We start from the raw sequence: 208 nt of genomic DNA, 5'->3' as shown, positions 1-208 counted from the left end.
GCGACGACCGCGCGAACCCAGCGGCGGACGCGAAGCCGCCTCGTCGCCGCGTACGCGCTCAGCGCCGCCAAGGGGATGTCGCCGAGGAGCAGGATCGCGACGAGCGCGGCCGGGCCGCCGAGCGGGGCGAAGACCGCGCCGAGCGTGCCGAGCACCGGCAGCGTCGCCGACGCCGGAGCGCCGGTGCCGCCCGCGATCGCGTGCCACG

1 protein-coding gene is annotated in these 208 nt (G+C 79.3%); it reads right to left on the bottom strand.

From position 1 onward, the window contains the following. The coding region (locus tag G3I65_RS53370; RefSeq protein ID WP_160703913.1) for a hypothetical protein at positions 1-208 on the bottom strand (208 nt) is incomplete at both ends.

The sequence above is a fragment of the Amycolatopsis sp. SID8362 genome, from assembly GCF_010550475.1.
In the GTDB taxonomy this organism is placed as follows: Bacteria; Actinomycetota; Actinomycetes; order Mycobacteriales; family Pseudonocardiaceae; genus Amycolatopsis; species Amycolatopsis eburnea.
This window is presented reverse-complemented; position numbering and strand designations above follow the sequence as displayed.